The 26504-nt window shown below is 32.5% G+C and carries 24 protein-coding genes and 1 riboswitch; of the genes, 14 read left to right on the forward strand and 10 right to left on the reverse strand.

Annotated elements, in window-relative coordinates:
• Positions 1–245 precede the first annotated feature (245 nt).
• A complete protein-coding gene (pepF, locus tag AB1J10_RS02010) occupies positions 246–2060 on the forward strand; it encodes an oligoendopeptidase F (protein WP_070038137.1) in 1815 nt (604 codons plus the stop codon).
• 111 nt (positions 2061–2171) lie between these two features.
• Here the strand turns inward: pepF and phoU are convergent, their stop codons facing one another.
• The 6 genes from phoU to cvfB form a co-directional block, all read right to left on the reverse strand.
• Positions 2172–2816: a phosphate signaling complex protein PhoU gene (gene phoU / locus AB1J10_RS02015; protein WP_046208305.1), complete on the reverse strand. Its 645-nt coding sequence runs from the start codon at positions 2814–2816 to the stop codon at positions 2172–2174.
• Positions 2817–2819: 3 nt separating this feature from the next.
• Positions 2820–3701 carry a phosphate ABC transporter ATP-binding protein PstB gene (gene pstB / locus AB1J10_RS02020; RefSeq protein ID WP_046208304.1) on the reverse strand — a complete coding sequence of 294 codons (882 nt, stop codon included), beginning with the start codon at positions 3699–3701 and terminating at the stop codon, positions 2820–2822.
• Positions 3702–3794: 93 nt separating this feature from the next.
• Positions 3795–4706: a phosphate ABC transporter permease PstA gene (gene pstA / locus AB1J10_RS02025; protein WP_019468772.1), complete on the reverse strand. Its 912-nt coding sequence runs from the start codon at positions 4704–4706 to the stop codon at positions 3795–3797.
• Between the two features lies 1 nt (position 4707).
• Positions 4708–5637 (reverse strand): phosphate ABC transporter permease subunit PstC, encoded by a 930-nt coding sequence (pstC, locus tag AB1J10_RS02030; RefSeq protein WP_046208303.1) that lies wholly within the window; start codon positions 5635–5637, stop codon positions 4708–4710.
• Positions 5638–5836: 199 nt separating this feature from the next.
• On the reverse strand, positions 5837–6796 hold the full coding sequence (locus tag AB1J10_RS02035; RefSeq protein ID WP_046208302.1) for a PstS family phosphate ABC transporter substrate-binding protein: 960 nt from the start codon (positions 6794–6796) through the stop codon (positions 5837–5839).
• A gap of 327 nt (positions 6797–7123) precedes the next feature.
• On the reverse strand, positions 7124–8023 hold the full coding sequence (gene cvfB, locus AB1J10_RS02040) for an RNA-binding virulence regulatory protein CvfB (protein ID WP_046208301.1): 900 nt from the start codon (positions 8021–8023) through the stop codon (positions 7124–7126).
• A gap of 143 nt (positions 8024–8166) precedes the next feature.
• Here cvfB and AB1J10_RS02045 point away from each other — a divergent pair, with 143 nt between their 5' ends.
• From AB1J10_RS02045 to lysA, 10 genes are all read left to right on the forward strand, one after another.
• Positions 8167–9771 carry an ABC-F family ATP-binding cassette domain-containing protein gene (locus AB1J10_RS02045; protein ID WP_046208300.1) on the forward strand — a complete coding sequence of 535 codons (1605 nt, stop codon included), beginning with the start codon at positions 8167–8169 and terminating at the stop codon, positions 9769–9771.
• 266 nt (positions 9772–10037) lie between these two features.
• Complete coding sequence (locus AB1J10_RS02050) at positions 10038–10868, forward strand: aldo/keto reductase (protein WP_064208975.1); 831 nt, start codon at positions 10038–10040, stop codon at positions 10866–10868.
• 185 nt (positions 10869–11053) lie between these two features.
• A riboswitch (Lysine riboswitch) is annotated at positions 11054–11232 on the forward strand.
• 81 nt (positions 11233–11313) lie between these two features.
• The gene (locus AB1J10_RS02055; protein WP_174894772.1) at positions 11314–12522 is read left to right on the forward strand and encodes an aspartate kinase; all 1209 of its coding nucleotides are present in this window, start codon (positions 11314–11316) and stop codon (positions 12520–12522) included.
• A 60-nt stretch (positions 12523–12582) separates the two neighbouring features.
• Positions 12583–13572, forward strand: a complete 990-nt coding sequence (locus AB1J10_RS02060) for an aspartate-semialdehyde dehydrogenase (RefSeq protein WP_046208297.1) — start codon at positions 12583–12585, stop codon at positions 13570–13572.
• A gap of 1 nt (position 13573) precedes the next feature.
• Positions 13574–14461: a 4-hydroxy-tetrahydrodipicolinate synthase gene (dapA, locus tag AB1J10_RS02065; protein ID WP_046208296.1), complete on the forward strand. Its 888-nt coding sequence runs from the start codon at positions 13574–13576 to the stop codon at positions 14459–14461.
• Positions 14458–15180: a 4-hydroxy-tetrahydrodipicolinate reductase gene (gene dapB, locus AB1J10_RS02070; RefSeq protein WP_046208295.1), complete on the forward strand. Its 723-nt coding sequence runs from the start codon at positions 14458–14460 to the stop codon at positions 15178–15180. The genes dapA and dapB overlap by 4 nt, the downstream gene beginning before the upstream one ends.
• 21 nt (positions 15181–15201) lie before the next feature.
• The gene (gene dapD / locus AB1J10_RS02075; RefSeq protein WP_046208294.1) at positions 15202–15921 is read left to right on the forward strand and encodes a 2,3,4,5-tetrahydropyridine-2,6-dicarboxylate N-acetyltransferase; all 720 of its coding nucleotides are present in this window, start codon (positions 15202–15204) and stop codon (positions 15919–15921) included.
• Positions 15922–16130: 209 nt separating this feature from the next.
• Positions 16131–17288 (forward strand): amidohydrolase, encoded by a 1158-nt coding sequence (locus AB1J10_RS02080; protein ID WP_070038140.1) that lies wholly within the window; start codon positions 16131–16133, stop codon positions 17286–17288.
• The gene (locus AB1J10_RS02085; RefSeq protein WP_369002988.1) at positions 17285–18358 is read left to right on the forward strand and encodes an alanine racemase; all 1074 of its coding nucleotides are present in this window, start codon (positions 17285–17287) and stop codon (positions 18356–18358) included. The genes AB1J10_RS02080 and AB1J10_RS02085 overlap by 4 nt, the downstream gene beginning before the upstream one ends.
• A gap of 3 nt (positions 18359–18361) precedes the next feature.
• A complete protein-coding gene (gene lysA, locus AB1J10_RS02090) occupies positions 18362–19627 on the forward strand; it encodes a diaminopimelate decarboxylase (RefSeq protein ID WP_070038146.1) in 1266 nt (421 codons plus the stop codon).
• 165 nt (positions 19628–19792) lie between these two features.
• On the opposite strand, the gene cspA is transcribed toward lysA, so the two are convergent.
• Both cspA and msaA read right to left on the reverse strand, forming a co-directional pair.
• Positions 19793–19993 carry a cold shock protein CspA gene (cspA, locus tag AB1J10_RS02095; protein WP_001831260.1) on the reverse strand — a complete coding sequence of 67 codons (201 nt, stop codon included), beginning with the start codon at positions 19991–19993 and terminating at the stop codon, positions 19793–19795.
• Between the two features lie 184 nt (positions 19994–20177).
• Positions 20178–20483, reverse strand: coding sequence for a regulatory protein MsaA (gene msaA / locus AB1J10_RS02100; protein WP_019468786.1), 306 nt, complete (start codon positions 20481–20483; stop codon positions 20178–20180).
• Positions 20484–20820: 337 nt separating this feature from the next.
• Between msaA and AB1J10_RS02105 the strand changes: the two genes are divergently transcribed.
• The 3 genes from AB1J10_RS02105 to AB1J10_RS02115 are packed head-to-tail and all read left to right on the forward strand — an operon-like array spanning position 20821 to position 22886.
• Positions 20821–21090 (forward strand): acylphosphatase, encoded by a 270-nt coding sequence (locus tag AB1J10_RS02105; protein WP_046208290.1) that lies wholly within the window; start codon positions 20821–20823, stop codon positions 21088–21090.
• Between the two features lie 13 nt (positions 21091–21103).
• Entirely contained in the window at positions 21104–21724 is a 621-nt protein-coding gene (locus AB1J10_RS02110) for a 5-bromo-4-chloroindolyl phosphate hydrolysis family protein (RefSeq protein ID WP_046208289.1), read from the forward strand.
• A gap of 28 nt (positions 21725–21752) precedes the next feature.
• Positions 21753–22886, forward strand: coding sequence for a toxic anion resistance protein (locus AB1J10_RS02115; protein ID WP_046208288.1), 1134 nt, complete (start codon positions 21753–21755; stop codon positions 22884–22886).
• Positions 22887–23137: 251 nt separating this feature from the next.
• Here AB1J10_RS02115 and brnQ3 read toward each other — a convergent pair whose 3' ends face one another.
• Both brnQ3 and AB1J10_RS02125 read right to left on the reverse strand, forming a co-directional pair.
• A complete protein-coding gene (gene brnQ3, locus AB1J10_RS02120) occupies positions 23138–24481 on the reverse strand; it encodes a branched-chain amino acid-like transporter carrier protein BrnQ3 (protein WP_070038149.1) in 1344 nt (447 codons plus the stop codon).
• 121 nt (positions 24482–24602) lie between these two features.
• A complete protein-coding gene (locus AB1J10_RS02125; protein ID WP_070038152.1) occupies positions 24603–26492 on the reverse strand; it encodes a vWA domain-containing protein in 1890 nt (629 codons plus the stop codon).
• Positions 26493–26504 lie beyond the last annotated feature (12 nt).

Here is a 26504-nt window from a genome sequence, read left to right on the forward strand (position 1 = left end):
AATCGACATACTTGTCATTATAATAATATTATTATACTAAACGAAATTATATATCATATCCATCTTGAGTCGTATAATAATATATTAAAATATTGCATTAATCACGTCAATTAACATTTGTTTTGTTCAAGTAGAAAGTTTGTTTTCTGATGCGAATTTAGCATATAAACGCACAATTGTATCTTACAAGGTGATTTCATGTATAATTAAAATTGAATTTATTATACATAACTAGGAGTGATTAAATGGCGGATACTTTACCACTTAGAAATGAAGTTTCTGATGAAATAACTTGGGACATTTCAGCTCTGTTTTCTTCCGATGAAGCATTTTATCAAACTTTAGAAAAAACAACAGCTGCTGCTAAAACATTTAATGAAAACTATGTTCATCAATTGGATAATCCTACTATAATTGAAAAGGCATTGGCTATATATTCTGATATTCTGATTGAATTAGATAAAATGGCAAATTATGCAGAGTTGAGATTAAGTGTGGATACAACAAATGAACATGCACAAACATTAAGTGCTAAATTTTCAAATACTTATGGGAAAATTGCCAGTGAATTATCATTTGTTGAGTCCGAAATATTGGCACTTTCAGATGAAACGTTCAAGCGTTTTATCTCAACATCTAAATACCCACATTTTTTGGAAAAATTAAAGGCACGCAAACCTTATCAACTTAGTCCTGAAGTTGAAAAAACATTAGCAAGTTTATCATCAGTGTTTGAACGCCCTTTTGAATTATATGGTATCACGAAGATGTTAGATATAGATTTTGACTCATTTGAATATAAAGGCAAAACATACTCTTTAGATTATGCTACTTTTGAAAATGAATATGAAGATCATCCAGAAGAAGCATTTAGAAGAATTAGTTTCAAAAAATTTAGCGATGCATTAAATAAGTATCAACATACAACTGCTGCGACATATAATATGCAAGTACAACAAGAAAAAAATGAAGCAGATCTACGCGGTTATGATTCTGTAATAGATTACCTACTACAAGATCAAGAAATTAATCGAGATATGTTTGATCGCCAAATTGATGTTATTATGAGTGATTTAGCACCTATTATGCAAAAATATGCAAAATTGATTAAACGTGTTCATGGCTTAGAAGTCATGCATTTTGAAGATTTAAAAATATCTATAGATCCTAATTACGAACCCGATATCTCTATTGAGGATTCTAAAAAGTATATTTATGGTGCATTAAATGTTTTAGGTAAAGATTATTTAAATATGGTTGAAACGGCCTATCAAGATAGATGGATAGATTTTGCTCAAAATAAAGGTAAAGATACTGGTGCGTATTGTGCAAGTCCATATGCTACACATTCATATATATTTATTTCTTGGACTGGAAAAATGACTGAAACCTTTGTTTTAGCACATGAATTAGGTCATGCTGGTCATTTTACCTTAGCACAAAGTCATCAAAATTATTTAGAATCAGAACCCTCCATGTATTTTGTAGAAGCACCATCGACAATGAATGAGATGCTAATGGCAAATTATTTATTCAAAAACAGTAGTGATGCTCAATTTAAGCGCTGGGTAATTGGTTCTATCGTTTCTAGAACTTATTATCACAATATGGTAACGCACTTACTAGAAGCAGCGTATCAACGCGAGGTATATAAAAAAGTTGATGATGGTGAATCATTGACTGCACCGTTATTGAATCGAATTATGTTGGATGTTTATTCTCAATTTTTTGGAGAAAGTGTTAAATTCACAAAAGGTGCAGAACTTACATGGATGAGACAACCACATTATTATATGGGATTATATTCGTATACGTATTCTGCTGGTTTAACAATTGGTACGGTAATGTCACAACGTATTCAACAAGAGGGACAACCTGCTGTGAATGATTGGTTAACTACATTGAAAGCAGGAGGTAGCCAATCACCTGCCGAATTAGCTCAATTAGCTGGTATTGATATTAGCACGGATCAACCACTAAAAGCGACAATTGCATATATAGGTAACTTGGTAGATGAGTTAGAACAACTTACAGATGAAATCGAGGCTGAAGATCAATAACTATAATATAAACAAAGATCTATCTTAAATATAAAGCACGATGCCGATAAAATAAGCAAATCCGGATTTCCAACTGGATGTAGCTAATATTCGACATCGTGCTATTTGTATTTAATCATATGATTCGTAACGTTCACCTGTAACAAAGTAAAAAATGCTTTCTGCAACATTGCTAATGTGGTCACCAATACGTTCTAAATGTCTAGCTGCTAGATGTGCTTGTCCTGCAACAAAAGGGTCGTTATCTATTAAATAAGTTGTGTTAACGATATTTTTATATAAATCATCTATATCTTCGTCACGTTCGATAATTTCCTTAATTAAAGTGACATCATCTCTTTTTACTGCATCATCTAAATCTTTTAACATTAATAATGCGAGTTTACCCATAGTATTCAATCTTGTAAGCACATATTCATCGGTGATTTTAGCGCGTAATCTAATTTCAGCAATATTTGCGGCATTATCACCTATTCTTTCGAAATCAGAAGCGATTTTTAGTGCAGCCATCATTAATCTTAAATCAGTAGCAATAGGCTGTTGTTTGGTGATTAACATAATCACTTTTTCATTTATTTCTGTTTCTAAGGCATTAATATCCTTATCGTTCGCAATCGTTTGGCGCGCATAATTTCTATCCTCTTCACTTAACGATCTTAATGCATATTCAATATTATAATATACGTGAAGGCCAAGTCGACGTAAATCTTTCATTAATTCGTCTAATTGGCCTTCATATTTTTCTCTAATAACCATATATTAACCGAAGCGACCAGAGATATAATCTTCTGTTTGTTTGTCTGAAGGATTAGAGAAGATTTTATCAGTGTCGTCGTATTCATTTACATAGCCGTTAAGGAAAAATGCTGTTTTATCAGAAACACGCGCAGCTTGTTGCATATTATGTGTAACAATAATAATTGAATATTTTTCTTTTAACTCTTGTACGAGTTCTTCTACTTTCAATGTTGAAATTGGATCCAACGCAGATGTTGGTTCATCCATTAAAATAACATCTGGTTCAATTGCTAATGTACGTGCGATACAAACACGTTGTTGTTGACCACCTGATAAGCTATATGCATTTGTATCTAAGCGGTCTTTTAACTCATCCCATATTGCAGCGCCACGTAAAGATTTTTCGACAATTTCGTCAAGAATCTTTTTATTTTTAATACCATGTATTTTAGGTCCGTAAGTGATGTTATCATATATAGATTTTGGGAATGGGTTCGGTTGTTGGAAAACCATTCCGACATTTGTTCTTAATTTTTCAACAGAATATTTTTCATCAAAAATATTCTGATCACGGTAAATGATTTTACCTGCTGTTTTAACAGATGGCACAAGTTCTACCATTCTATTTAATGTTTTAATATAAGTAGATTTACCACAACCTGATGGTCCTATGATTGCAGTGACATTATTTTCTAAAATATCTAGATTGATGTTTTTTAAAGCATGATTATCGCCATACCATAAATCTAAATTTTTTGTAGAATAGACTATTTTTTTCTCACTATCAGGAATTTTATTGTCATTTTTATTTGTTTCTCTATCAATCGATGCAATTGGTGCAGAATCTTGATTTGTATGTTCTGCGATTTTTGATTTTTCTTCTTTAATTGTATCTTTAGTCATAATTAAAACTCCTTTTGCGATTATGTTATAAACTATAAAGTTATAATTTTTCCCAAAAATAACCGCTTAATTAAATTTGATTTTGAAATAACATTAATATTTTTTACTGTATTTGTTTCTTAAGAATATTGCGATTGCGTTCATTAGCAGTAAAATCACTAGCAAGACAATGATACCGGCTGACGCAACATTTTGGAATTCATCTTGTGGTAGTTTTGCCCAATTGTAAATCGACATTGGCAACGCTTGGAATTGGTCGAAAACACTTGAAGGTAAACTTAATAATACGGTTGGTATACCAATGAGTATGAGTGGTGCAGTTTCACCTAATGCACGAGATAATGCTAGAATGAAGCCTGTTAATATACCAGGAATCGCTGCTGGTAATACAACACGGCGAATCGTTTGCCATTTGTTTCCACCTAAGCCATATGAAGCTTCTCTAACAGAGCTTGGCACCGATCTGATGGCTTCTTGGCTTGCAACGATAATGACTGGTAAGATAAGTAACGACATAGTTAAAGCCGCAGCAAGTACAGAGTTACTTAAAGCAAGCGCTTCTATACCCATACCTCTTACAAAAATAGTGAGACCAAGTAAACCAAAAACGACTGAAGGTACACCAGCTAAGTTTGAAATACTAACTTTAATAAAACTTGTTAATGCATTATCTTTAGCATATTCTTCTAAATAAATTGCTGTACCTACACCCAATATAATTGAAATTGGAATAATAGTAATCATTAACCAAATTGTACCGATTAAACCGCCTTTCACACCGGCCATTGAAGGCGTAGAAGATGAGAAATTGGTGAAGAACGACGGTGTTAAATGCCCTGCACCTTTAATGAGTGTATCTATAATTAAAGCAGCTAAAAAAAGTAAGGCTACTAAAGTACATGTGAAAAATGCCCATTTATTGAATTTATTTGTTGCTAACCTACTGGAAAGTTTTTTCTCAACTTTTTGTTGATTAACAAGCGCTTTAGTATTTGTCTCTGCCATTTTAATACTCCTCTCTAAAGCGTTTCGTAATCCATTGTGAAATTAAATTCATCACAAGTGTGAATAAGAATAGTGTGAAACCAACAGCATAGATACTGTAATAGATATCAGAGCCAAATGTCGCATCTCCTGTTGCAACTTGTACAATATATCCAGTCATCGTTTGGATAGATCCGGTTAAATCTAATGAAGAACTTGGAGTACTACCTGCTGCAAGTGATACAATCATCGTTTCCCCGATTGCACGTGAGACAGCTAATACGATAGATGCCATAATACCTGAAGTAGCAGCTGGTAATATCACTTTTGTGGCAACTTCAAATTTTGTTGCGCCTAAACCAAGTGCACCTTCACGCATTTTATTTGGCACAGATGACATCGCGTCTTCACTCATGCTCGAAATTAGTGGAATAATCATAACGCCTACGACAATACCTGGACTAATTGAATTGAAACTACCTAATTCAGGAAATATTGCACGGAGTACAGGGGTAACAAATGTTAAAGCGAAAAAGCCGAAAACAATTGTTGGTATCCCAGATAATATTTCTAAAATCGGTTTTATTATTTTTCTCACTCTTGTAGAAGCATATTCACTTAAATATAAAGCAGCGCCTAATCCTAAAGGAACAGCAACAATTGTTGCAATAACTGTTATTTTAAGCGTACCTAAGATCAATGCCCAAATGCCATATTGTGGTGTTGATGAGAATGGATTCCAATCTTTGGAGAATAAAAACTCAGTAATTGGAACACGTGTAAAAAATGTAATGGTCTCTGTTAATAATGTAACGATTATCCCTACTGTTGCTAAAATTGAGCAAATTGCAATGATTCCCAGAATGATCGGTACAATTTTATCGCTAATACCTTTTTTCTTAGCATTGTTTTTAGCAATCATTTCACTAACAGAAGTATTCTGATTAGCCATGTAAATACCCTTCTTTCTTATAGACTCCCAATATTTAAAATAAAAGTCGGGATTGTTCATCATCTAGTGTTTAGCAACATAGCGATTTTCACTATATTGTTAAACGCTAGATAAATTGAACTTGGAAGTAGATAGATAACTTAATCATGCTATTTGTCTATCTACTTCCTGAATCCCAACTTTAAAATTGCTATTATGTTTATTTATCTTCTTTTTTGCTGTCTTTTTTGTCGCTATCTTTACCAATGATGTCTTTTAATTTGCTTTGTTGTTCAGTGTAATCTTTTTCAGGTAAGGCAACAAATCCTGCGTCTTCAGCTGATTTTCCTTTATCCTTCATGACAAATTTCATGAAGTCTTGGAATCCTTCATTATCTTTTAATTTTTTCTCGTTAGTGTAGATATAAAGTGGTCTACTTAATGCGTAAGAACCATCTTGAATTGTTTTCTTAGTTGGTTCAGTTAATTGACCATTTTCATCTTTGATTTTAACTTCTTTTAGCTTGTCTTTATTTTGTTTATAGAAGTTATAACCAAAATAGCCGACACTATCTTTATTTTTCTCTACTGACTGAACAATTGTATTTGTATCAGCATTTTTCTCTGCTTTAATATCTTTTTTGTCCATAATTTCTTCAGAGAAGAAATCGTAAGTACCGTGAGATTGGTCAGGAGAAAATGCTTTGATTTCTTTGTCTGGCCATTTTGAATTAACGTCTTTCCATGTTTTTGCTTTGCCTGAGTAGATTTCATTTAATTGTTCTTTAGTAAGTTCATCTACAAAGTCGTTATCTTTATTTACAGTAATTGTCACACCATCTTGAGCAACTTTAAACTCATCATATTTAATACCTTTATCATCTAATTTTTTCTTTTCTTCGTCTTTTATAGGTCTAGATGCATTTGAGAAATCAGTGCTGCCTGAAATGAATTTTTCAAAACCGCCACCAGTTCCAGCTGTACCATTAGATACAGTTACATCTGAATTATCTTTTGCGAATTTTTCATTTAATTTTTCAATGATTGGACCTACAGTAGATGAACCATCACCTTTAACTTCTCCACTTCCTTTACCAGAATCGCTATTTCCACCGCCACAAGCTCCTAATAAAAGTGAAGCGCCGATTACAGTAGTACCAAATAATTGCCATTTTTTCATTGAAACATCCTCCTAATAAGTGAATAACCCAAAAGTTATATGTATTTCTTACAGTTCCTATACTACACACCTTTTATTAAATACAAATATAGATAATGTAAATCTTTTGTTAAGTATTTATTGACCTCATTTACAAAATTCACAATAAGAGATTCTATGTATGCTATGATTTTTGAAATGTTGATATGACGGTATTTGTAAAAATATAAATATTACAAAACACGTTTGTTTTGTAATATAAAAACAAAAAAATCCTGTACTACACAACGATTTATGTAGTACAGGATAAATTTATAAGTATCTAAACACTATTTTATACAGTAGAAACTAATCTTCGACTCTACTCCAACCTTTATTAGTTAATGCAATTTTACCAGTTTCAATAGTTATAATTTTGTTTTTATATAAATGGCCAATTGCGCGCTTAAATGCACCCTTACTCATATTGAATACTTCTTTAATCGCTTCAGGACTTGATTTATCCCAAAATGGAAGCTCACCATCATATTCTACGAGTAAATTAAAAATATGTTGACCATCTTCGTCAAGTCTTTCATGTGCAAATGGTAAAAATGAACCATTAAGCTCCCCTTTTTCATTATGTCCGATGATACGAACTTCTAGTTTTTCACCTAAACGAGGTTCAGATTTACGTTCAGATTCATGTACGAATATTTTATGGCCATCTTTGGATAGCATAAAGCTTCCGACTCTTAAAACTCTGTATGGTCTTGCTTCAATAACTTTATTTTGTAATGTATCATCGTGTACTGGCGTGTACATTGAATCAACAATTGTCTCAGTTGCTAGTCGAGCATACATATTATTCTCACTATCAATACGCAAAGTAACTAATAATTCATCACCTTGTGTCGGCCATACATCTTTGACTTTTGGTAAATCTATCCATGGAATTAAAACTTCTCTTGGAAGACCTACATCGACATGTGCACCATCTCGGTCGGTTTTTAATACTTTCACAAAATCATATTTGCTAGTAGTAATGTCTGGCATGTTTTGTGTCGCAAACAATGCACCTGATCTATTAGGATAAATGAAGAAACTATATTCCTCGCCTATCGTTAACTCGTCTTCTTCATTAACTTCGGATTGATTGAGTTTAACTTCTTCTCCGTTTGGTCCTTGTAACTTGTAAGTAGATCCTTCTAATCCAACGACTTCAAGAAATTCAATGGAACCTACAATATTTTTCTCTTCTTGGGCCATACTGTTCTCCTTCGTACTTAAATTTATTCTTAACTATTATAACATGCTATAAAGAAACAAGCATCACCTCATTGTGAATGGTCGAAACTCCTTCTTAAGTGTGTTATAATTTGTCCGGTAGATTAACGTAAAGGAGCAAATGCATGTTACAAGTTACTGATGTAAGTTTACGGTTTGGTGATCGTAAATTATTCGAGGATGTAAATATTAAATTTACAGAAGGAAATTGTTATGGTTTGATTGGAGCCAACGGTGCTGGAAAATCAACATTTTTAAAGATTTTATCTGGTGAGTTGGATGCACAATCAGGTCATGTATCTATGGGAAAAGACGAACGTTTAGCAATCTTAAAACAGGATCACTTTGCTTATGAAGATGAACGTGTGATAGATGTTGTGATTAAAGGTCATGAACGTTTATATGAAGTAATGAAAGAAAAAGATGAGATTTATATGAAACCAGATTTCAGTGATGAAGATGGAATCAGGGCTGCAGAATTAGAAGGCGAATTTGCTGAAATGGACGGTTGGAATGCCGAAGCAGATGCAGGTTCTTTATTATCTGGATTGGGTATATCTGCTGATTTACAAGATAAAAAAATGGCTGAATTAGAAAATAATCAAAAAGTAAAAGTATTATTAGCTCAAAGTTTATTCGGCAAGCCCGATGTACTTCTACTTGATGAACCGACCAACGGTTTAGATATACCTGCGATAAGCTGGTTAGAAGATTTCTTAATTAACTTTGAAAATACAGTAATTGTGGTATCACATGACCGACACTTTTTAAATAATGTATGTACACATATTGCAGACTTAGATTATGGAAAAATAAAAGTTTATGTTGGTAACTATGATTTCTGGTATCAATCAAGTCAATTAGCAATGAAAATGGCACAAGAGCAAAATAAGAAAAAAGAAGAAAAAATTAAAGAGTTGCAAGATTTCGTTGCTCGTTTCTCTGCAAATGCATCTAAATCTAAACAAGCAACAAGTCGTAAAAAGCAACTAGAAAAAATTGAATTAGACGATATTCAACCTTCTTCACGCCGTTATCCGTACGTAAAATTCACGCCAGAACGTGAAATTGGTAATGACTTGCTATTTGTGGAAAATGTATCAAAAACGATTGATGGTAATAAAGTGTTAGACAACATTTCATTCACAATGAACCCTAATGATAAAGCGGTTTTAATTGGAGATAGTGAAATTGCGAAAACTACTTTACTTAAAATACTTGCAGGTGAAATGGATCCAGACGAAGGATCAGTAAAATGGGGTGTCACAACTTCCCGCAGTTACTTCCCTAAAGATAACTCTGACTACTTTGAAGGTGTAGATATGAATTTAGTTGATTGGTTACGTCAATATGCACCTGAAGATGAACAAACTGAAACATTCTTAAGAGGTTTCTTAGGTCGTATGTTATTTAGTGGCGAAGAAGTTAAGAAAAAAGCTAGTGTTTTATCTGGTGGAGAGAAAGTACGCTGTATGTTAAGTAAAATGATGTTATCTAGCGCGAATGTTCTATTGCTAGATGAACCAACAAACCACTTAGACTTAGAAAGTATTACTGCAGTAAATGATGGTTTGAAAAATTTCAAAGGTTCTATGATTTTCACATCTTATGACTTTGAATTTATCAATACAATTGCAAACCGAGTAATTGACTTAAACCCTACTGGTGGTTTATCAAAAGAAATATCTTATGAAGCTTATTTACAAGAAACTGGTGTATTAAGTAAATAACCCTTTAAAAATACAAAGCGATATATAAAGTATCATATTGAATTGATGATACGTATTGTATATTTCAAAAATTTAGATTGTAAATCGCGTTATTAAAAATAAATGCAAAATATTATCAATGATTGAAATCATACGTTAAAAGCTGAGATATTAACATATCTTAGCTTTTTTGTTTATAGTAACTTCCTCCCTACGAGTCTAAATATTAGGCATAAATGGTTAAGCATAATATAATCAAATACATATTTCGTTATGGAGGTATGCAAATGAAACAGTTAAATATGTTAGATGGACAAGTAATTCCTCAAATTGGTTTTGGTACATATAAGTTAAATGGCGCGCATGGCACACATGCGATTGTGAATGCCTTAGAACAAGGTTATCGTTTGTTAGATACTGCCTATAATTATGAGAATGAAGGTACTGTAGGTAAAGCAATCGAGATGAGTGGAGTTTCACGCGAACAAATTATGATTACTTCAAAATTACCTGGTCGTTATCAAACTTACGACGATGCACTGACTGCAATTCAGGAATCAATTTATCGTCTAGGTGTAGATTATCTTGATTTATATTTAATTCACTGGCCTAATCCCAAACAAGGAAAGTATGTTGAAGCTTGGCGAGCAATGATTGCAGCACAAAAAGCTGGCTTAATAAAATCAATTGGTGTATGTAACTTTTTACCAGAACATATCGATACACTACAACAAGAAACTGGCGTTTTGCCAGTTGTGAACCAAATTGAGTTACATCCATACTTCAATCAAGAAGCATTGGTTCAGTACAATACTTCTAAAGGAATTATTACTCAAGCTTGGAGTCCATTAGGTCGTGCTTCTAGTGTTATCAATGATGAAAACCTTGTGGAAATTGCCACAAAACATAATAAAACTATTCCTCAAGTTATATTAAAATGGCATGTTCAAAATGGTGTTGTACCTATTCCGAAATCTACAACAGTATCAAGACAATTACAAAATATTGATATTTTTGACTTTTCCCTTGATAATAATGACATTGAGAAAATCAACGCATTAACACGTGTAGATGGTAGACGTAAAGACCAAGATCCAGCCATATATGAAGAATTTTAAAGAGAAAGCTCATAAATTTTAAAAGTTTAATATTTTAGTTCTTTTTAAAAGTATATAAATTACACTTAATTAGCAAAACGTTTATAAAAACGTTTAATTTTTCAGTAAATTTAAAAAACTTTGTAAAAGCGGTTTACAGTACATATAAGCATATGTATAATATGATTCATAAACAAAAATTAAATAAGTTTTGATGAGGCGCATCAATCATTAGTAAATTTTAGAAGAACCTGTCTGCTAGCAGCTAATTTTGAAAGGGTGAGATGCCGAAACAGTTATAATAGCAGCTTATAACAAGTTGGACTTTATGGTTAAGAGCTAAGAGTCTGTCATTATTTTAAAATAATGGAGTGCATCACTTGTATATAAATTATAGAACAGGTTCGCATTCCGGACTTGTTCTTTTTTATATCACTGTGATTCTCCCCTATCAAATGAGGAGGATATGGAATTGGAAAGAAGTGTTTTGAAATTTGGAGGTTCTTCAGTAAGTGATTTTACTAAAATTAAAAATATAGCAGGCATGTTAAAAACAAGAGTTGATGAAGGTGAGCAACTTATCGTTGTTGTAAGTGCAATGGGTAAAACAACAGATGAGTTGATGGCTAATGTTTCAACACTTACTACGACACCAAAAGATCAAGAATTGGCTCTGTTATTAACAACTGGTGAACAACAGACCGTTTCCTATTTATCGATGGTATTAAATGACATCGGTATAAATGCAAAAGCGATGACTGGATATCAAGCAGGAATCAAAACGGTTGGTCATCATTTAAAAAGTAAAATTGCTGAAATCGACCCAAGTACATTTGAACAAGCTTTTGAAAGTAACGATGTACTAGTGGTAGCAGGATTTCAAGGGGTAAATGATGAATTAGAAGTAACTACCTTAGGTCGTGGTGGCTCAGATACCACTGCTGTAGCTTTAGCTGCAAGTAACCAAACGACTTGTGAGATATACACTGATGTAGATGGTGTATATGCGACTGACCCACGGGTTTACAAAGATGCGAAACGTCTGTCGTATGTTTCGTATGAAGAAATGATGGAAATGAGCGCTTTAGGTGCAGGCGTACTTGAAACGAGAAGCGTTGAATTAGCGAAAAATTATAACATCCCCTTGTATTTAGGAAGAACTTTATCAAATGTGAAAGGAACATGGATTATGTCACAAGCAGAATTATTAGAAAAAAAAGCAGTTACTGGTGTTGCATTAGATAAACATATGCAACATGTTACAATTAGTTATCCCCTACCGGATAATAGATTACTGACAGATTTATTCAACCATTTAGAAGAAGGATCAGTCAATGTCGATATGATTTCTCAAATCGTTAATTTGGAAGGGTTACAAATGTCTTTCACGATAAAAGATACAGATGCTGTTCAAATAACAAACATCTTAGATGACTTAAAAGAAAGGTTTAATGCTTTAGACTTCAAGATAAATGAGGGATACGTTAAACTTTCATTAATTGGTTCTGGTATGAGAGATATGTCTGGTGTTGCTTCAAAAGCATTTATAACATTGATTGAAAATGATATTGCATTTTATCAAACCACCACATCCGAAATAAGTATTTCATGTGTAATAGATTCTGAAAATGGTGAACGCGCAGTTCATGCCTTGTATCAAACTTTTGATATCTGAATTTTCTAAATATAATTAATTTTAGCAAACTTATTAAAATGAAAATGGAGTGTATAATATATGACAAAATTAGCAATAGCAGGCGCAACTGGTTTAGTTGGAAGAAAAATGTTAGAAACAGTAGATCGTAAAAACATATCATTTGATGAATTAGTATTGTTTTCTTCAGCACGTTCAGCAGGAGAAAAAATTGAATTTCAAGGCAAAACATATACGGTTAAAGAATTAACTGAAGAAGCTGCAAGTGAACATTATGACTATGTTTTAATGAGTGCCGGTGGAAGTACCAGCGCCCATTTCTCCCCTATTTTTGAACAAGCTGGTGCCATTGTTATTGATAATTCTAGTCAATGGAGAATGGCAGATGACATTGATTTAATTGTACCTGAAGTTAATGAACCTGTATTAAAAAGAAAAATCATCGCTAATCCAAATTGCTCTACTATTCAATCGGTTGTACCTTTAAAAGTATTGCAAGAAGCATTTGGATTAGAACGTGTAGCTTATACAACATATCAAGCTGTTTCAGGGTCTGGTGTAAAAGGCAGACAAGATTTATCTGAAGGTGCGAATGGTAAAGCACCTGAAGCATATCCACATCCTATTTATAATAATGTTTTACCACATATCGATAGTTTTTTAGAAAATGGGTATACAAAAGAAGAACAAAAAATGATTGATGAGACAAGAAAAATTTTAAAAGATGAAGATTTGAAAGTAACAGCAACTTGTGTGCGTGTGCCTGTTCAAGATAGTCACAGTGTGCATATGAGCGTTACGCTTGAAAGCGAAAGTTCAGTACAAGCAATTCAGCAGCTTTTTGACAATGACGGACGTGTCGTACTGATTGATAATCCAGAACAAAATGAATATCCACTAGCGATAAATGCAACTGGTAAGGATGAAATATTTGTTGGTAGAATTCGTCGAGATGATTCGTTAGATAATACTTTCCATGTTTGGTGTACTTCAGATAACTTACTAAAAGGTGCAGCTTTAAATGCAGTACAAGTTTTAGAACAAGTAATGAGTTTGAAAGGAGTAAGATAAAATGGGACATATTTTTGAAGGTGTAGGTGTTGCTTTGACAACACCTTTCACACACAACGAAGTTGATTTAAACGCCCTTAGAAGACATGTAAAATATTTATTAGAAAATAATGCGAAATGTATCGTGGTTAATGGTACAACAGCCGAAAACCCTACATTAACTGATGAAGAAAAAGATCAAGTATTAGAGACAGTTGTTAATTATGTAGATGGCAAAGTACCAGTGATTGCTGGCACAGGTACGAATAATACTCAAAAATCTATTCAAGCTTCAGTACGTGCGAGAGAAATTGGCGCAGATGGTATTATGTTAATCACGCCTTACTACAATAAAACAAATCAACGTGGATTGATTGAACACTTTACAACCATAGCTAATGCAGTAAAATTACCTGTCATTTTGTATAATGTACCTTCACGTACGAATATGACTATTAATCCAGAAACGGTTGAAACATTAAGTGATAATGAATATATTGTAGCGATAAAAGATGCTACTAATGATTTTGAATATATGGATGAATTGAAAAAACGTTTAGATTTAAATCATTTTGCTTTGTATAGCGGTAATGATGATAATGTGGTAGATTATTTTGAAAAAGGTGGTAACGGTGTCATTTCTGTCGCTGCAAATGTAATTCCTAATGCATTCCAGTCATTATTCGATGCAAAACAAAGTGGAAAAGATATCAATTCACAATTTCAACCTATACAAACGCTATTAGATGCATTAGCTGTTGATGTTAACCCTATTCCTATCAAAGCATTAACAGCCGTTGAAGGGTTTGGTAATTATGAAGTACGCCTTCCACTAGTGAAACTGCAAGATGCAGAACGTCAAACGTTAGAAGAAGCATATGAACAATTTAAAGCAGGTGACAATACATGAATATTGTTTTAATAGGCTATGGTGCCATGAATCAACGTGTAGCAAGATTAGCTGAAGCAAAAGGACATCAAATTGAAGGTGTGATTGTACCTAATTCATCTAAATCATACCCTTATCCAACGTTCCAACGTATTTCAGACGTTAAAGATGCCGATGTTGCAATTGATTTTTCAAATCCAGAGTTATTGTTGCCTTTATTAGATGATGAATTTAATTTGCCATTAGTTATCGCAACAACTGGAGAAAAAGAAAAAATTATTGCAAAATTAAAAGAATTAAGTAGTAAAATGCCAGTATTTTTCAGTGCAAATATGAGTTATGGAGTTCATGCTTTAACTAAAATTTTGGAAGCTGCAGTTCCCCTACTTCAAGATTTTGACATTGAACTAACTGAAGCACATCATAATAAAAAAGTGGACGCACCTAGTGGTACATTAGTAAAGCTTTATGATGTCATTGAGTCATTACGTGAAAAAACAACGCCAGTATACGACAGACATGAGTTAGATGAAAAACGTACACAAGATGAAATTGGTATCCATTCAATTCGTGGTGGTACGATTGTTGGTGAACATGATGTGTTATTTGCAGGTACTGATGAAACAATAGAAATCACCCATCGTGCTCAATCAAAAGATATTTTTGCCAATGGAGCGATTGGTGCAGCAGAAAAATTAATTAATAAATCAAATGATTTTTATACATTTGATAATTTATAACTTTTAAGGAGCGAAAAAATTATGGTACAACATTTAACGGCAGAAGAAATTATTCAATATATAAGTGATGCGAAGAAATCTACACCTCTTAAAGTTTATGTGAATGGTAAGTTCGATAAAGTAATATTTCCTGATAACTTTAAAGTATTTGGCGGACCTGACTCTAAAGTAATCTTTTGTGAAGCGGATGATTGGAAACAATTTTATGAAAAAAATCAATCAGCGATTGATGAATTAGAAGTTGAGATGGATCGTCGTAATTCAGCAATTCCATTAAAAGATTTAACCAATACGAATGCACGTATAGAACCTGGTGCATTTATTCGTGAACAAGCTACGATTGAAGATGGTGCAGTGATTATGATGGGTGCTACGATCAATATTGGTGCTGTAGTCGGCGAAGGAACGATGGTTGACATGAACGCAACACTTGGTGGTCGTGCTACTACAGGTAAAAACGTTCACGTTGGAGCTGGTGCAGTATTAGCTGGCGTAATTGAACCGCCTAGTGCATCACCTGTGATCATTGAAGATGACGTACTCATTGGTGCAAATGCTGTAATACTTGAAGGTGTTCGCGTTGGCGAAGGCTCTATTGTTGCAGCTGGTGCAATCGTTACGCAAGATGTCCCTGCCGGCTCTGTGGTTGCTGGAACACCAGCAAAAGTAATTAAGCAAACAAGTGAAGTTGAAGATTCAAAAAGAGAAATCGTTTCAGCACTAAGAAAATTAAACGATTAATACTGAATTAAGAAGATAGATCATAAAAACTGAATTTTTAATATTTGTAGGAGGTTTTAGACGATATAACATTTTATTACTAATGTATTCATTTATTATTAATGTATATATTAATTTGTAACTATAAAATCGTCTAACCTCCTTTTTATACATAAATAAGCATTTTTTATATTAATACATATTAAAATAACTAAAAGGATTTGATTTTAATGAATGAGTTAGAATTTGTTACAACGCATAGACGTCATTTGCATCAACATCCAGAATTAAGCCTCCATGAATTTGAAACCACTAAATATATTGCTGCATTTTTAGATGAACTTGGTGTCCAATACGATCGTCCATTGGAAACAGGTTTGATTGCTTATCTACCAGGTAATGGTAATCATACGATTGCTTATCGCGCAGACATAGATGCTTTGCCTATCTATGAAGAAAATGATGTCTCTTATCGAAGTGAAACAGATCATGTCATGCACGCATGTGGACATGATGGGCATACAACTGCATTAATGTTATTTGTTAAACGTTGTAAGTCTATGGCTGATCAAGGCACATTGCCTCAAAATATTGTATTTATCTTTCAACCAGCTGAAGAAACAGGAGGTGGCGCAAACCGTTTAATCCGTGCAGGCGCTTTTGATAAATACCCTATCGAAGCTATATTTGGTATCCACGTGATGCCTTTTGAAGATGAAGGTCGAGTTGTAATTCGTGATGAAGAAATTACAGCAAGTGCTACAGAGTATCGTTTTTATTTAACTGGTCTATCAAGTCATGTTGCGGATAAAGAACAAGGACATTCTGCTGGAGAAGCGCTGCAGCATGTTTTAAGTCAAGTGGGTCAGATACAACAATTCCATTTAAATGGCTTAAAGAGAAATATTGTACATATGGGTCATTTTGAAGCCGGAGAAGCCATAAACACAGTACCAAGCAATGGCTATTTAGAAGGCACTATTAGAACTTATGATGTCCATGATTTGGAAACTGTGAAACTGCAAATGCACAAAATTGCTGAAAGTGTAAAATTGTTATTTGACGTTGATTGTGAAGTGAAATTTGAAGAAGGCTATCCACCAACATATAATTCACCTGAATTACGTAAACATATTGAAAATGGTCTCAACATTGCTAACTTAAAAATAGTTGATAAACCTACACCTTACTTATTTGGCGAGGATTTCAGCTTTTATAGTCAACTTGCACCTAGTTATTTTATTTTTGTCGGTGTACGAGACGAGACAAAAGGTTTTGTCACAGGTTTGCATACTGCCCTTTTAAATTTTAATGAACATATGTTGATTAAAATTGCAGATTATTATGAAGCGATTTTAAAATCCTATAGTGAGGTGGAATCACAATGACCGCAGTTTGGTTTGTTGACACTCAACGATTTTACAATAATGTGCTTAAAGTAATCCAAAACAATCAAATTATGGCAGTAGTTAAAAATAATGCCTATCATTATGGGTTGGAGTTTGCAGTACAGCAATTTTTAGAAGCTGGTATTAATACTTTTAGTACGACATCCCTAAGAGAAGCAGTTCGCATAAGACAATTAGCCCCTAATGCAACGATTTTCTTAATGAATGCAGTATATGAATTTGATAAAGTGCGAGATTATCAAATTCAAATGACCCTACCCTCGTTAAATTTCTATTATGAACATATTGAAGATTTACAAGGTATTCAAGTTCATTTAGAATTTGAAAATTTACTGCATCGCTCAGGTTTGAAGAATATAGATGAAATAAAAGAAGTGTTGCACCATCATATGAAAGATGAAAGTAAAGATAAAATGTGTATTACAGGTTTATGGACTCACTTTGGATATGCAGATGAATTTGGTGTATCAGAATATCATGAAGAGCGTAAAGCTTGGTTAGAGATTGTTGACGCATTATTAGACGAAGGTTATCACTTTGAAATGATACATGCACAAAACAGTGCAAGTTATTATAGGGAAAACGGTGTGTTTGATAACCATACACATGCGCGCGTTGGCATTGCGCTTTACGGTTCTAGACCTTATCAAACGATTGATGTAAATGAGATTGAACAATCACTGACCGTTAAAGGTAATGTTATCCAAGTTCGTGAAGTAAATGAGGGTGATTATTGTGGCTATAGTTTTGCATTCGAAGCTACGCATAATCACACAAAATTAGCAGTAGTTGATATTGGCTATGGAGATGGTATTCTTAAATCAAGAGCAAAACATGAGGCACTTATCAACGGCAAGCGTTACCCTATTCGTGCGTTGATGATGAGCCATATGTTTGTTGAAGTTGATAACAACGTGCATGCACAAGATGAAGTAATATTATATAATAATGATATTCGTGTTGACGAGTTTACATTTAAAGGTGTTGGCGCGAATTCTGAACAATTAAGTGCAATGAATCACGATTCACTAATAAAGGAGTATAGATAAATTATGGTAGTAGAATATAATGATCGTGGCGAGTTAACAATGGGAGGTACAAGTCTTAAAACAATAGCTCAAAGTTTTGGAACCCCTACTATTGTTTACGATGAACATCAAATCAGATCACAAATGCAACGATTTCACACTGCTTTTCAGAAAAGTGGATTAAACTATAACATTTCATATGCTTCTAAAGCATTTACTTGTCTACAAATGGTGAAATTAGTACAAGAAGAAGGTCTTGAACTAGATGTAGTATCTGAAGGAGAATTGTATACGGCATTGGAAGCAGGTTTTGACCCACAGCATATACATTTTCATGGTAACAACAAGACAAAGCATGAGTTACAGTATGCTTTAGAAAGCAAAGTTGGCTATATCGTTATTGATGCATTAGAAGAAATAGAACTCATCGATAAATATGCGAGTGAAACGGTAAATGTCGTATTACGTTTAAATCCTGGTGTTGAAGCCCATACACATGAATTTATTCAAACTGGTCAGGAAGATAGTAAATTTGGTTTGTCAATTAAACATGGATTGGCAAATCAAGCAGTTGAAAAAGTAAAAAACACGAAACATTTAAATTTAAAAGGTGTTCACTTTCATGTAGGATCGCAAATTGAAGGCACAGAAGCGATGATTGAAACAGCAAAAATAGTAATTCAATGGTTAAAAGAAAATGCTATAGAGGTTGAACTGATTAACTTAGGCGGTGGTTTCAGTATTAAATATGTTGAAGGTGATGTAAGTTTCCCTATCGAAACTGGGATTTCAGAAATTACTGATGCGATAAAAGAATTTTCAACTGAATTTAACTACCCTCTTCCAGAAATTGGAATAGAACCTGGTAGATCTATAGTTGGAGAAGCCGGTATAACATTATATGAAGTTGGTACAATCAAAGAGATTCCCAATGTTAACAAATATGTATCAGTTGATGGTGGGATGAGTGATCATATTCGTACTGCATTATATGATGCTCAGTATGAAGCATTATTAGTTAATAGAAATGAACCAAAAGATGAAACTGTAACAATAGCTGGAAAACTTTGTGAGTCTGGAGATATTATAATTAAAGATGCTAAGTTACCTAGTACCGTTAAACGCGGTGATTATCTAGCTGTTTTATCAACAGGTGCTTATCATTATTCCATGGCATCTAATTACAACCAAATGCAAAAACCGTCAGTATTCTTTCTAAAAGATAGTAAAGCTAGAGAAGTTATAAAAAGACAATCATTGCGACAATTAATCATAAATGATACAAAATAACTTGTTAATAATATAAAGAATCAATCATAATTAAAGCTCTTTTTAAAGTACTCGATTAACGAGTATTCACTTTAAAAAGAGCTTTTTAAATTACATTTTAAAAATTTATATATTAAAAAAGAACCTTTAACAAGGTTCTTTTTATAGTCAATATTGCAATCTATATTATAGTTTTACAACGTTTGCAGCTTGAGGACCGCGATCGCCTTCAACTACTTCAAATTCAACTGATTGACCTTCTTCTAATGATTTGTAACCTTCTTGGTTAATCGCTGAGAAGTGTACGAATACATCGTTTTCTCCTTCTACTTCGATAAAACCAAATCCTTTTTCAGCGTTAAACCATTTTACTGTACCTTGTTTCATAAATGTGAAACCTCCAAGACTAATATTCATTCAATATGCATTATTCGCATATTACAAAAAATACAATTTCACAGTGTAAATCTGTCTTACAATATTCTTTGCAATATGGAATAAAACAATTGCTTGACTCATATTATAAGCCATAATAGCTGAAAATGCAATGCAATTGTGAAAAAACAATTTCTTAAACAATCGGTAATTTATAATAAACTTCATTATTATTTAAAACAATATAACTATAAAAAATCTGTAAATCTTCATCACAATCTTCACAAAATCCTAATTCACAATTATTATAAAATGCATGAATATTGTATTTACCAACCAGAAAATTGTCATAGTGCTTTTTACTATTTTCAATGATAGATTGATAGTAATTTAGCATCTTTTCATAGTTTTCAAAATGATATTGTTCCACGATATGATCAGTCCAGTCACTAAATAACCACCAGCCTTCGTAATCAGCCCGAATTTTTGCAACTGTCCACATGTAAATTACACCCTTTCACTTTCAACTTCATACTTGCTCTTATCAAATAAATCATTGTAATGATCATCATTATATTAATCATGATTTATTACGTTTATTTTGAATTATTTGTATATAATTTTATATATTGTCTATATGTTATGTAACGTATTTTAAAAAATTTATTCATCCATACGCAAAAGATATTGCTAAATAGCTATGTGTAATATTTTAACTGTATCATATATAAAATCAAGTTATCTGTTTCATACTTTTGACGGATAGACACTTGTTATTCAGACAAAAATATTAGTTTTGTATGATAAAATTTCGTATAATGATAATAAGAGGTGATTATATGCAATGCAAACATATTAAAGTATTTGGTATAGTACAAGGCGTTGGTTTTCGCTATTATACTGAGAAGATAGCAAAAAAATATAATGTTGTAGGTACTGTTCAAAATATATCTGATTATGTAGAGATTTATGCTCAAGGAGATGAATCATCACTAACATCATTTATTAATGCTATCACTGAGGGGGCTTCACCTGCTTCTCAAGTTGAAGATTATGAAATTGAAGAGATAGAAACGAATGAATCATGGGAAAATTTTAGTACAATATAAAGGAAGATGAAGTTTGAGATATAATATTTCGCGAATTTATGGGACCATTATTGCTTTTCCAATAGCTGTTATTGCGTGGATTTCTAGTGTATTTGCATTAGAGTTAAATTTTATTTTTGATTTTCTTATTTCTGCAGTAGCGTTTATAGCATTCTACTTCCCTACTCAGCGTTTAACTTCTAGAAAATATTTAAATGAGATTGGTTTAACACGAAGAGATTATCATTTTGTAAATAGTCAATTAAATAATGCACAAGACAAGATAAGAAGAATTTTAAAAACTTTTGTTAACGTAAGATCAATCAAAGATTTTAGACAAGTAAACGAAATATATAGGATATCTCGAGCAATATACTATGCAGTAAAGCAACAACCCAGAATGTTTTTTAAAGTAGAAAGTTTTTTCTACTCTCATATTGATAATGCATTAAATCTCATTGAATCTTATACGAGATTAGCAAAATCACCAAAAAAATCAGAAGAAGAAAAGCAAAAGTTAGCACAAACTCGCATCACTTTAGATGAAGTTAAACGAACTTTAGTAGCAGATTTAAAGAGAATTAATGAAGAAGATTATAGCCAATTAGATATAGAAATGGAATTAAATAAAATTGAACAAAAAAGACAAAAGTAACTTATATAAAGAAGTGGAGTGAAATTAAATGGTAAGAGAACAAGACTTTTTAAATTCGCACCCATTGGATAAATATATTGATGAACAATCAGCAAATGAATCAGAAATTATTAACAGCACAAAACAATATACTAAAGAAGATGAACAGAAGATTGATGAATTAACTAAACAAATAAAACCAATGGATAATGATAGCTTATTAAATTATGGTACTTCTGCACAATCTGATATGTCTCAATTTTCACATCGTATTCTTAATGAGGTGAAAACCACAGATGTTGGTCCTGTTGGGGAATCTTTAAATGGATTGATGAGCAAACTTAAATCTGTAAACCCAGATGAGTTAAACCCAGAAAATCAATCAAAATTAAAACGTATTTTTAGAAGAACAAAAGCTTCAGTTAATGAAATTTTTTCAAAAATGCAATCTGTAGGATCTCAAATTGATCGCATTTCAATTGAACTAGATAAACATAAAAATAATTTAAATAAAGATATTGGAATGCTAGATGAATTGTATCATTTAAATAAAACGTATTTTGATGAATTAACACTGTATATAGAAGCAGCTAAAAGAAAGCAACAAGTGATACAACAAGAAGATATGCCGAAATTAAATGCTCAAGCTGAATCCACAGGTAATCAAATGGATGTACAAGCTGTATCAGATATGGAACAATTTATAGATAGATTAGATAAACGCATTTATGATTTACAACTATCCAGACAAATTGCTATACAAACTGCGCCACAAATTAGAATGATTCAAAATGTGAATCATGCATTAGCAGAAAAAATTCAAAGTTCAATTTTAACGAGCATTCCTTTATGGAAAAACCAAATGTCTATTGCACTGACATTAATGAGACAACGTAATGCAGTTTCTGCACAGAAAGCAGTAACAGATACTACAAATAATTTGTTACTCAAGAATTCAGAACTTTTAAAGCAAAATGCTGTTGCTACAGCTACTGAAAATGAACGTGGTGTTGTCGATATTGAAACCTTAAAAACAACACAGCAAGATATCATAGACACGATTGAACAGACCCTCCAAATCCAAGAACAGGGTCGAAATAAACGTAAACAAGCAGAAACTGAATTAAACCAATTAGAAACAGAAATGAAAAATCAATTATTAGGTATGAAACAGCAAAAATAAAATGGATACAAAAATAATTTATAAGATATTAAGCCCGCAAATGAATGTTTTTAATGATTCATTTACGGGTCTCTTTTTTCATTGTATATTTTGTCTTGGTTGTTATATCATGAGCTTGTTACTGTCCATCAGTTACGTACTCCTTTCACCTAGAACAAGTAATCTTAATATACAAAAACGTCAATTTCTATTGAAATTGACGTTTTTTCGTAAATGAGGGATGTTTATACCCTACGAGTTATTTGATTTTATTATTCTTTTTCATAAACGATAGTTTTCTGTTTCTTAAATAACGGTGCTACAATATAACCAATAATTGTAGTGATCACTGCTATTGGGAACCATTCTAATGAATAATCTTTCAGTGGTAAGTTATCAATAAGACTTAACTTGAACCAACCTTGTGTGTGAATCACACTAAGGATTGAAATAATAGAAACTACTGCTACAGGAATTTGCTGTGCAATTGGTTTTGTTGGAATAAAACGTGCTAGTAATATTAAAAATACTGAAGTAATCGCTACTGGATATACAATACTTAAAACAGGAACTGACATCGTAATCACTGAATTTAATCCTTGATTTGCTAAAATAAAACTCACTAACGTGAAGATGATAACGTAAGTTTTATATGAAATTCTTGGGAATATTCTATTAAAATACTCTGAAACAGATACAATCAATCCACAAGCAGTTGTTAAACAAGCAAGAGCTACGATGATACCTAACAAGTACTTTCCAAAAGCACCAAATCCAGCGCTTGCCATTGTCGTTAGTAAATATGTACCAATATTTTGATCGTTAGCAATTAAACTGGCAACTTTCTCTTGCGGGACAGCCATATGGTTACCAATAAATCCTAAGGAAATATAAATAAACATAAGTGCCACTGCAGCAATAATTCCAGCTAATAGTGTTTGTCTGAAAATTTTGTTGGCGTGCGTGATGCCAGTTGCTTTTACCGCGTTAACCACAATCATTGAAAAAGCAATGGCAGCAATCGCATCCATTGTCAAATAACCATTCGTAAATCCTTGTGAAAAACCTGCAAAATTAGAAGTAAAAGCTTCAGCTGCCTGACTATGTGTATTACCACCATAATCAACAAACCCTTTGATAATCATCGCTAAAATAGTAATTAATAATAATGGTGTTAACAATGACCCAATGCGATCTACCATTTTATTTGGATTAATACATAAATATAAAACTACTAAAAAGTAAATGATTGTAAATACAAACAATGCTAAGCTACTATTTGTATGGGCAATTGGCGTAATTGTCATTTCAAATGACGTAGATGCAGTACGTGGTATCGCAAAAAGTGGTCCAATTGTTAAATATATGACAATTAAGAATATCACAGAAAATTTTGGTGAAATTTTATTTAAAGAACCAATATAACCTTGTTTATCTAAAGCACCAACGATTACCCCTAATAAGGGCAATCCTATACCAGTTAAAGCAAATGCTAATATGGAAGGCCAAAAGAATTGACCGCTATCTAAACCTAAATTTGGTGGAAATATAAGATTGCCGGCTCCGAAAAACATAGCAAACAGCGTGAATCCTATAATCCATGTATTTTTATTCATAAATCGTTCTCCTTCTTGCCTATAAAATAATATTTACTATTCTATCACGATTTATAAGAATGCGTCTATATAAATTTCTGAATATTTCAATTTATGTGTGATTTTATAAATAAATTACGTACTAAAAAGATTTTAATAATAATTTTTTAAGTAATGGTGCAAGATGGCTTGGTAGATTTTCTACACCTTCTACGAAAATTGCATAGTTGCCATAAATGTTATGAATTGTTTCTTCAATATCTTCTGTAATTGGGTCTTGACTTAAAAATACATTAAAAACTTCAATACCCAATTTACGAGCTGTTTCCACAGCTTCATAAGTATCTAGAATACCATCTTGACTATAATTATAAGCTGATGGCTCACCGTCAGAGAACACAATTAGAAAACGTTGATTATGCGCTCTACGCATTAAGCGTTCGCTGCCAATTCTTATCGCAACACCGTCTCTATTATCATCTTGTGGTTGTAAAGCCATGATTCTAGGTCCTTCTCGTTTTATAGTTGATTGATCATAAGCAATAATTTCATCAATGATATTAGGTTGCTTTGTATCATCAGCATCAAAGGCATCTTCATTAAATGCTAGTATCTCATGTTTTACGTTTAAAGATTTTAACGTTTCATGAAATAAAACGACTCCTTTAATTGTTTCAGACATTTTATCTTGCATACTTGCTGAAGCATCAACTAATAAAGTGAAGGTTGCATCAAACGATTGACTTAAATCTTGTTTTTTATAAAATAATTTATATTGATCATCAATAAACCAATTTAATAGATTTTTTTGTAATCGTCCTTTTGTTAGATTTCGACGCTCATCTTGGTATTCTCTATCTATTGTTTTTTTGATAATTTGTATCAAGTCTTTTTTTTCAAATTGGACTTCTTTTTCAACACCATGATATGCATTATGATATTCAGGTAATATTTCAGGTATGTTCCATTTAACGTCTACGTTTGCGTTTATCCCTTTTAATGCAAAAGCGGAATGATTGCCTACTGCCCCAGCTTCTTCACTTTCTACTTGATTCGTAGATCCTTTACCTTTTTTAGTTTGCATATCTGTCATATCATCGCCGCTGTCGCCTTCTCTAGCAGTGTCATTATCACCAACAACCTCACTATTTTCACCTTCATGTAGTTCCATTTCTAAATATGCTCCACCTTGTGAAGCACTATCTTGATGATTAGATTCTATATCTTCACTAACACTTTCTTCGTCATGGTCATTGTTTGAAGATTTATCAGTATTACTTGCATCCGTTCGTTTTATATCTTCAAATTTGAGTTCGTGAATGGCTTCATATACTTTTTTAGGTAAATGATAATATTCATTTAACATATCTTCATTTAAGATATCATCAATTTGGAACATAATCCGTTCAGCTAAGTACATATTATCCTCGGACGAATCATTATAGAAAAAATTAGGCAAATATTGATACATATTTGTCAGAATATCATCAATTTGTGGACCAATTTGGGGTATGTCGTAAAAGTTTTCACTTAAAAACGATGATTCCAAATATAAAAAGAGTAAATCTGTAAACGTCTTTTTGGTTTTATATACATTGATTTGTGTACTAGTATAACTTAATCTAATTTCATTGCGCATGTGAATGGCATCTTTAGTAGACGGCCGTTGTTTAACTATTTCGTTTAATACTCTTTTATCTTCTAATAATTTAAAAAGTTGTTGGAAAAATTTTGGATGCTTAAACGTATTATTATGAATAACTTCGTTGACAACTGTTTCATCCATCAATTTGTAGCCGTAAGCAGCAAGCATGACATCAGTCTTGAGCCCCGTTGTTTCAATGTCATTTCTTCTATGCGACCAAAAAGCACTCGTTATTAACATATTATTGATTGGATCGTAATATGGGAATTTTTGAATTTTAACTTGTGTTTGTTCATTTTTTAGTAATAATCGAGCCAAATCTTGCAACATCATTACTTGCTTTGCATCTAGCTGTTCGTCATTAAATAATATAAAACGATCGCTCATAAATATCCCTCA

It is taken from the genome of Staphylococcus cohnii species complex 1663 (assembly GCF_041008415.1).
Classification (GTDB): domain Bacteria; phylum Bacillota; class Bacilli; order Staphylococcales; family Staphylococcaceae; genus Staphylococcus; species Staphylococcus ureilyticus.